This is a genomic window from Nonomuraea sp. NPDC049758, from assembly GCF_040674635.1.
Taxonomy (GTDB): domain Bacteria; phylum Actinomycetota; class Actinomycetes; order Streptosporangiales; family Streptosporangiaceae; genus Nonomuraea.
This window is the reverse complement of record NZ_JBFAMZ010000016.1, coordinates 97538-105145: the sequence shown is the minus strand read 5'-3', so window position 1 is coordinate 105145 and position 7608 is coordinate 97538. Positions and strand designations below refer to the sequence as shown.

The following is a 7608-nucleotide window of genomic DNA, read 5'->3' as shown; positions in this document are numbered from 1 at the left end:
CGCGACGCGAAGTCACCCTCCGGCAGGTCTGCCGCGCCGGGCGAGGTCGTCGCGCGGGCAGCAGGAAAGATGGGCCGCTCGTCAGGGTTCGACCTGGCGAGGGGCGGCTCACGGCTGAAGCCACGCCATTCCTATTATTTTGTCCGAAAGTCAGTCAAGGGATGAAATTTAAACCAATGATGGAATGCTGGTTTCGGGCATCGACAAAACCCGCTTCCGGTGGGTGCGTCTACGGGCGGTGGTCCTCCCCGGCTGGGCGGATGATCTCTGCCTGCCCTCGCGTTCTGGGGTTCTGCCACCCTGCGTGATGATCTTGTCCCTCTATGGAATGCCCGTAATTAGGGTTTCGGTCCTGTCGTTTGGAGGGGTCCCTGTCCCTATTGACTGATTGAGTCGGGTCCGATTCTCCATATCGGTCAGATCGGCGGTCATCCCGCTGGCAGTGGCCTCGCGGGGTGCTGACAGCCGTCGGCCCCCGTCCTGTCAGGCCCGGGATCAGGAAGACCTCCCCGTGCGCGACGAGCACGGGGAGGTCTCGAGATCACTGCGATTCCGGTCTCAGCGGAGGGCGGGCGCGTCGCCCGGCCTCACCGCTTCGGCCGGAAGTAGTGCCTCACCATGTAGGCGGTGACCTGGGCGCCGATCTTCGCGCCCTGCACGTCCGCCGTGCGCGTGTGGATGCCGCCCCACACGCGGGCCTCGATGACCTCGGCCAGGGCGTGGGAGAAGCCACGGAAGCTCCTGGTGGTGCCCGAGTCGGAGCTGTAGCCGCTGAAGGGGATGTCGTCCCTGCCGAAGAAGTGCGTCAGCGCCGACATGCTGGCCGCCGTGAAGCACGTGTGCCCGGAGGTGTAGTCGGGGTGCGGCGGGGTGACGAGCAGCGGCGTCCAGTCCGGGTCGGCCGTGGTGCGGGGGTTGCCGTCGGTGTCGGCCAGGCGGATCGCCGTCACCGGCCGCCAGAAGGCCCACGCCGCCTTCTCGTTGTAGCAGGCGGTCGTGGCGTCGGCCTCGGCCAGGTCGACCATGGCGAACATGCGGGCCGCCTGGAGCGGGTTCAGCTGCCGCGTCGTGGCGAGCTGGCGTTTGATCTCCCATTCGGCCAGGTGCCGGTCGTGCCACCAGATCGCGGCCTGCGTCTGGTCCTGCGTCCTGACCGTGCTATCCGCCCCGCCGATCCGCTTCAGCTCGTTGACGTCCTTGGCGTAGCGGGAGCTGGTCAGCGCGGGCGGGCCCGAGGTGCGGAACATCGACGCGCTGGGGATGAGGAACGGCTTGAGGTCGCCGACCCAGGCCCCGTCCGAGGCGTTCGTGGGCGGCGTCGGCCGCCACTGGCCGGGCTGGGTGCCGATCGGCCAGGTCTGGTCGCCGAACGCGCCGTCGTTCTCCCTGGCGGCGATCATCGCGGCCGCCGCCTGCTCGCCCACGGCGACGCCGCGTCGTTTCGCGCCGCCGTCGGCGATCGTGGCGAGGTATTCGTCGTACTGGGTCGTCAGCCGGGCCTGCTGGGCGGGGAAGAGCTTGTTGAGCACGCGGAAGGCCGCGGTGGCGACGGCGGCCTCCGTCGACTCCCCGCCGTCGGCCCGGGGCGCGGTCAGGTACGGCTGGTAGGGGGTGCCGGCGATCGCGTTCACCGCGTCGTAGACGGCTCCGTGCACCATGGCGAAGCTGCGCGCCTGGACCTGCGGCTGCTGGCCGGCGACGTCCCAGATGGCGGTCTGGGCGTTGCGGTCCCAGACGACGACGGCGTTCTCGGGCGGTTGTGAGCCCGACGCGTACGCGGTTGCTGAGCCCGGTCCCGCCGGGATGACGGCGGCGATGACGAGGACGGCCAGCCATCGTGCGATGACCGGCCGTCGCCTACCACGTGATTGAGGCATTTGAGAAAATTACTATGTCGCCTCAAGGCCGTTAAGCGGCCAATTAGGCGAAAACCCGATAACGACACGTCCGAAAAACGGGCCCGCCGGAACGGGAGCGGGGCATCGCGCTCTCTCAGGGGGTCTGACGTCGGGTGATGCCGCCGGGACGGTCATGGCCGCCGCGGACGGCACGCCGGTCGCGGTTTTCCCGCACGGCGATGACGTTCGCCGCGATGAGCAGCCCGGAAGGGACGATCGCGGTAATGAAACCGCTCATTCCGATCAGGCCGACGCCTATGGCCCCCCAGGCGAGGATCGCCCAGCCGACATATCCGGGAACCTGCTGCCCCTGGCGCCCCGCCCGCGCCACCAGCAGGCCCAGCAGCGCCAGCACCACGACGAACCCGCCGGGCAGCGCCCAGAAGACCGCCTGTGAGTCGCCGTCCGCGCTGCCGTTGCGCAGGTCTCCCGCGAGCCAGCTCGCCCAGGGAGCGAGGGGGACGAACATAGCGGTGTGCGCCAGGGCGATGAAGATCATGGCTCGCCCGGCCCAGATGGTGAGCCGGTTCGGCGGTGTGGCCGTCGCGAGCGGGGAGGAGGTGCTCATGCCTGCCAGCCTTTCCCGGGAGCCGTCCGATGTGCTCCCTCGCGAGGGGGAGGCCGCTCCCTCTCCCGGGGCGGTCTCCGGCAGCCTCATGCGAGCGCCCTCTCGGCCATCATGGCCATCAGCGTCATCTGGTCCAGCGGAGGTGTGGCGGCGGGGTCGAGCTCGCGGTAGCGGCGGTGCAGGTTGACCACGATCCGCTCGGCGTCCAGCCAGGTGGCGTACTCGTCCAGGTCCACCGCGCCGACCGCCTCGGGGAAGGACAGGCCGCGGGCGTGGGCGGCGTCCGCCTGGCCGACCACGTGGGCGAGGTAGCCGCGCACCGCGCGGATCCCGTCGAGGTCGGTGACCGGGCCGTGGCCGGGGACGATCGTGTGGGCGCCGGTGGCGAGCATCCTGTCGCAGGCGTCGATCCAGTTGGCGATCGGGCCGCTCCACACGATCGGCGTGCAGCCGACGAACAGCAGGTCGCCCGCGAAGAGCACGCCCGCGTCCGGCACGTGCACGACGTTGTCGGCGCTGGTGTGGGCGGGGCCGAGGTCCATCAGGCGCACCTCGCGGCCGCCGATGTCGAGGGTGAGCTCCCGGTCGTACGTCCGGGTGGGCAGCCGCAGGCGGATGCCGCTGAAGTCGAAGGCGCCGAAGCGTTCGCGGAAGTAGGGCGTCGCCGGGCCGATGTCCATCACCTGGGCGGCGGTCAGCAGGTCGGGCCGCATCTCGTGCCGCATCTCGGCGCGGGTGGCCGCCGCGGAGACGATGTCGACGTGCTCGCCCAGCAGCTGGGTGCCGTGGCAGTGGTCGCCGTTGGAGTGCGTGATGGCGGCGTGGGTCAGCGGATGCCGGTCCGTGATCTCCCGCACGGCGTCCAGCATCTCGGCGGTCAGCGGCAGGTCGAACAGCGTGTCCACCCGCAGGGACGCGCCCTCGCCGGTGACGAGCCCGGCGTTGCTCAGGCCGTACCCGCCGTCGGGCAGCAGCCAGGCCCACACGCCCGCGCCGACCTCGTGCAGGCCGCGGGTGTAGGGCAGCCTGGACCGGGCGCCGTTGACGCGCGGGCGCGGCGGGCGGCGGTCGGGGTCGTGCCGCGGCGTCAACGGGTACGGCCTGGCGGGCGCCCGGACGGTCTGGCGGGTCCGGCCCAGCCCCTCGACCGTCAGCTCGACGACGTCGCCGTCCCCCAGCCAGCCGGGGAACGCGTGGTCGCGCCGTCCTTGCCCTTGGCCTGGCCGATCGCCAGCGGGGACTCGCGCAGTTGCAGGTCCCGCGCCGACCAGTCGTTGTAGACGGTGTAGCCGATGATGTGCTCCTCGGCCTCCTCCGGCGTGAGGTCCCGGCCGCCCGGGCCGATGACCGCGGCGATCTCCAGCTCGAAGTCGAACCAGGCGCTGCCCGGCGAGATCGTCACGTCGTCGTACGGGCCGACGACCGTCGAGGGGCAGGCGAAGTAGAAGGCCGGGACCTGGTACCAGGCGTCCGGCAGGGTGCGCGGCTGACCGGCGGCCTGCCGGCAGTTGCGCATGTGGTCGAGGAAGCACAGGCAGTCGCGGATCGAGGGCGGGCGCGGGACGGGCGCCCGCAGCCTCGCCTGGGCCAGCGGAACCGTCTCCGCCGACGACGCGAGCGCCTGCTCGCCCGTCGCGCGCAGCGCCTCGGCGCCGCCGCCGAGGAGGTCGAGCAGCCGGACACCGGGCGCGACGGGGTGGATCAGGTCCTCGCCGAGCACGCCGACGCGGTCGCCGGTGCCGGTCGCGTAGGTCACCCAACGCATGGGGGAGCTCCTTCGTGTCTATGTTGACTGACACAGGCTATATCGAGCGACATTCGCTCGGTCATCGGGCATAGCGGATCGCATGGCATCATCGCCATATGGCGATCGATCACCATGGCGGCCTGTGAACGCGCCGAGCCCGCGGCGGGGGTGGGCGGCGATCACGCCCGGCCGCCTCTACTACGCCGGGCACGTCGGCGCGGGCGGCCTGCACGCCCACCACGCGGTGCAACTCCTGATCGGCGACGGCCTGGTCCTGCGCGGCGGCACCGGGCCGGCGCACGAGGTGCCGGCCGCGCTCATCCCGGCCGACACCCCGCACGAGATCGTGCGCGGCGCCGACGACGCCCTGCTCGTCCTGATCGACCCCGCCCGGGCCGGGCGGCCGTCCCGCGGACAGGCCGCCGGTCCGGCCGCCTCGTGGGGCCTCGACGTGCGCCCGCCGGCCCGTCGTGACCTGCCCGGCCTGGCCGCCCTGGCCGACGAGCTGACGGGCACGGTGCCGCCGCCACCCCTCCACCCCGCTCTGGCGCACGCGATGCGGCTGGTCGAGGCGGCCCTGCCCGCGCAGGTGCGGCTCGCCACGGTGGCCGGCGCCGTGCACCTGTCGGAGAGCAGGCTGGCCCACCTGTTCCGGCAGGAGGCGGGCCTGCCGTTCCGGCCGTACGTGTTGTGGATGAGGCTGCGGGTCGCGCTCTCCTCGCTGTCGCGGGGAGCCACGCTGACCGCCGCCGCGCACGCGGCCGGCTTCTCCGACGCCGCCCACCTGACCCGGACCGTGCGCCGCATGATGGGCGACGCGCCCTCGGCGCTGGCCACGGGGGTGCGCTGGCTGGAGGGTTAGCAGGTTCGTTCAAGCCCGCCGGGCCCCGGCCACGCCAGGCTGGTCCATGTGATCATCATCATCGGCGCCGGCCAGGCTGGGCTCGCCGCAGGCCGGGAACTGCGCCTGGCCGGGCACGACGTGCTCCTCCTTGAGGCCCATTCCCGCGTGGGAGAGTCCTGGCGGCGGCGCTGGGACTCCCTGCGCCTGTTCACCCCCGCCCGGCTCAGCTCGCTCCCCGGCCTCCCGCTGCCCAGCGACGGCGACCGCCACCCCGGCAAGGACGAGGTGGCCGGCTACCTGGAGGACTACGCGGCGCACTTCGAGCTGCCCGTCCGGCTCGGCGCCTCCGTCTCACGACTGCGCCGCGCCGCGGACGGGAGGTTCGAGGCGGTCATCGACCGGGACGTCCTGACCGCCGACGGCGTCGTGGTCGCGACGGGCCCCTTCCAGCGGCCGCACGTCCCCGGCCTGCCGCTCGGGCCGGACGTCGTCGCCCTGCACAGTGCCGGCTACCGCAACCCGGGCCTCCTGCCCGACGGGCCCGTGCTCGTGGTCGGCGGCGGCAACTCCGGCCTGCAGATCGCCGCCGAGCTGAGCCGGGACCGGCAGGTCACGCTCGCGGTCGGCAAGCGTCAGCCGGTGCTGCCCCAGCGTGTCCTCGGCCGCGACGTCTTCGCCTGGCTGCGGGCCCTCGGGGTGGTCACGGCCCCGGTCGGCGGGCGGTTCGGCCGCTTCGTCCGCGAGCGCGACCCGCTGATCGGCATCGGCCCCGGGCAGCTGCGCCGCCTGGGCGTCCGCGTCGTCGACAGAGTCGTCTCCGCCGACAACGGCCGGCTGCGGACGGCCGGCGGGCAGACCGTCACGCCGTCCGTCGTGATCTGGGCGACCGGCTACCGGCCCGACTACGGCTGGCTGCGGGTGCCCGGCGCGCTGGCCGGCGGCGTGCCGCTGCACACCGGCGGCATCAGCCCGGTGCCCGGCCTGACGTACGTCGGCCTGCCCTTCCAGCGCAACCGCGGCTCCGCCCTGCTCGGCTGGGTGGGGCACGACGCGGCCCTGGTGGCACGGAGCTACCCGGGCGCGGCGCCGCCGCGGTCGTCCACGGCGGGCCCGGTCAGCCCTCCGGCCACGCGGTGAGGACGGCGGCCAGCAGCGTCCCGTCGTGGCCGGACGGCACCGCGCGCAGGTCGAGCAGGCAGCGGCCGTTCTCCACCCGGGCGAGCACGGGCGGCTGCGCCCGGCGCAGCGCGGCGGCCGCCCGCCGGTCCAGCGCGACGGCGGCGCTCGGCAGGGACACCCCGGGCGCGCCCCCGCCGCCGACCACGCTCCGGCTGTCGACGGCCTCGGCGTCGATCCCCTTGTCGCGCAGCCGGGCCGCCAGGTCCTCGGCGCGGGAGCGCAGCGTGACGTGATCGGCGTGCAGGCTCTCCCAGGTCGGCGTCGGCGGGCCCGCGACCGTGGCCTCCAGCGCCGCCAGCGTGATCTTGTCCACCCGCAGCGCGCGGGCGAGGGGATGGCGGCGCAGCCGGTCCACGAGGTCGGCGCGGCCGAACAGCAGCCCGCATTGAGGGCCGCCGAGCAGTTTGTCCCCGCTGGTGGTGACGAGGTCCGCGCCCTCGGTCAGCCAGCTCGTGACGTCGGGCTCGCGGGGCAGCAGCGGCTCGTGGGCCAGCAGTCCCGAGCCCGCGTCCGCGACGAGGGGGACACCCCGCTCGCGGCACAACGCGGCCAGCCGCGACACCGGGACGTCGGCCGTGAACCCCTCGATCCGGTAGTTGGACGGGTGCACCTTCAGCACCAGGCCCGTCCGCGGCCCGATCGCGTCGGCGTAGTCCGCCAGGGCGGTGCGGTTGGTCATGCCGACCTCGCGCAGCCGGGCCCCCGTGGAGACGAGCAGGTCGGGAAGGCGGAAGCCGTCCCCGATCTCGATCAGCTCCCCCCGGCTGACCACGATCTCGCCGCCCGCCGCCAGCGCGGTGGCCGCCAGCACGAGCGCCGCCGCGTTGTTGTTCACGACGTGGACCGCCTCGGCCGCGGGCACCGCGGCGGCCAGGGCGGCCAGCGCCGTACGTCCCCGTCTGCCCCGGTCGCCCGTGTCGAGGTCGAGCTCGACGTCGGTGACCCCGGCGGCCAGCTCCACCGCCTGGCGGGCGGCGTCCGACAGCGGGGCGCGGCCCAGATTGGTGTGCAGCAGCACGCCGGTGGCGTTGATCACCGGCCGCAGGCCGGCGGCGGAGGCGGGCAGGGCCGCCAGCGCCGCGGTCAGGACGTCCTCCGGCGCGAGCTCTCCCTGTCTGGCCCGCCGTTGCGCCGCGACGATCACGGCCTTGACCTGGGCGTGGCCGAACCGCCGCCGGGCCTCGACCAGCCGGGGGTCGGCGAGCAGCGTGTCCGTCCGCGGGATGGATCGACGATGGTCGGTCATGCTAGGGACGTCCGTTCGGCGTGAGAAGCACGATGTCTCCAGGTCTCGTACCGGGGCCGATCAGGCATCATATGATCAACCGCCAGAAAAGCGATCATGATGGCCGTGGTCGCCCTAAGGTGTGAT

At 73.4% G+C, this 7608-nt stretch carries 7 protein-coding genes; 2 read left to right on the top strand and 5 right to left on the bottom strand.

Going from position 1 to position 7608, the window contains the following annotated elements; all coding sequences use genetic code 11:
* Positions 1-587 precede the first annotated feature (587 nt).
* The 4 genes from AB0J46_RS35170 to AB0J46_RS35155 form a co-directional block, all read right to left on the bottom strand.
* Positions 588-1877 carry a phosphatase PAP2 family protein gene (locus AB0J46_RS35170; RefSeq protein WP_364338402.1) on the bottom strand — a complete coding sequence of 430 codons (1290 nt, stop codon included), beginning with the start codon at positions 1875-1877 and terminating at the stop codon, positions 588-590.
* A 115-nt stretch (positions 1878-1992) separates the two neighbouring features.
* Complete coding sequence (locus AB0J46_RS35165; RefSeq protein ID WP_364338401.1) at positions 1993-2466, bottom strand: DUF6463 family protein; 474 nt, start codon at positions 2464-2466, stop codon at positions 1993-1995.
* Positions 2467-2552: 86 nt separating this feature from the next.
* Entirely contained in the window at positions 2553-3557 is a 1005-nt protein-coding gene (locus AB0J46_RS35160; RefSeq protein ID WP_364338400.1) for an MBL fold metallo-hydrolase, read from the bottom strand.
* Between the two features lie 59 nt (positions 3558-3616).
* Positions 3617-4231: a fumarylacetoacetate hydrolase family protein gene (locus AB0J46_RS35155; protein ID WP_364338399.1), complete on the bottom strand. Its 615-nt coding sequence runs from the start codon at positions 4229-4231 to the stop codon at positions 3617-3619.
* 124 nt (positions 4232-4355) lie between these two features.
* On the opposite strand from AB0J46_RS35155, the gene AB0J46_RS35150 reads away from it, so the two are divergent.
* Both AB0J46_RS35150 and AB0J46_RS35145 read left to right on the top strand, forming a co-directional pair.
* The gene (locus tag AB0J46_RS35150) at positions 4356-5075 is read left to right on the top strand and encodes a helix-turn-helix domain-containing protein (protein WP_364338398.1); all 720 of its coding nucleotides are present in this window, start codon (positions 4356-4358) and stop codon (positions 5073-5075) included.
* 48 nt (positions 5076-5123) lie between these two features.
* Positions 5124-6194, top strand: a complete 1071-nt coding sequence (locus tag AB0J46_RS35145) for an NAD(P)/FAD-dependent oxidoreductase (RefSeq protein WP_364338397.1) — start codon at positions 5124-5126, stop codon at positions 6192-6194.
* On the opposite strand, the gene selA is transcribed toward AB0J46_RS35145, so the two are convergent.
* Positions 6172-7482 carry an L-seryl-tRNA(Sec) selenium transferase gene (gene selA / locus AB0J46_RS35140; protein ID WP_364338396.1) on the bottom strand — a complete coding sequence of 437 codons (1311 nt, stop codon included), beginning with the start codon at positions 7480-7482 and terminating at the stop codon, positions 6172-6174. The two genes, AB0J46_RS35145 and selA, sit on opposite strands and share 23 nt — an antisense overlap.
* Between the last annotated feature and the right edge of the window lie 126 nt (positions 7483-7608).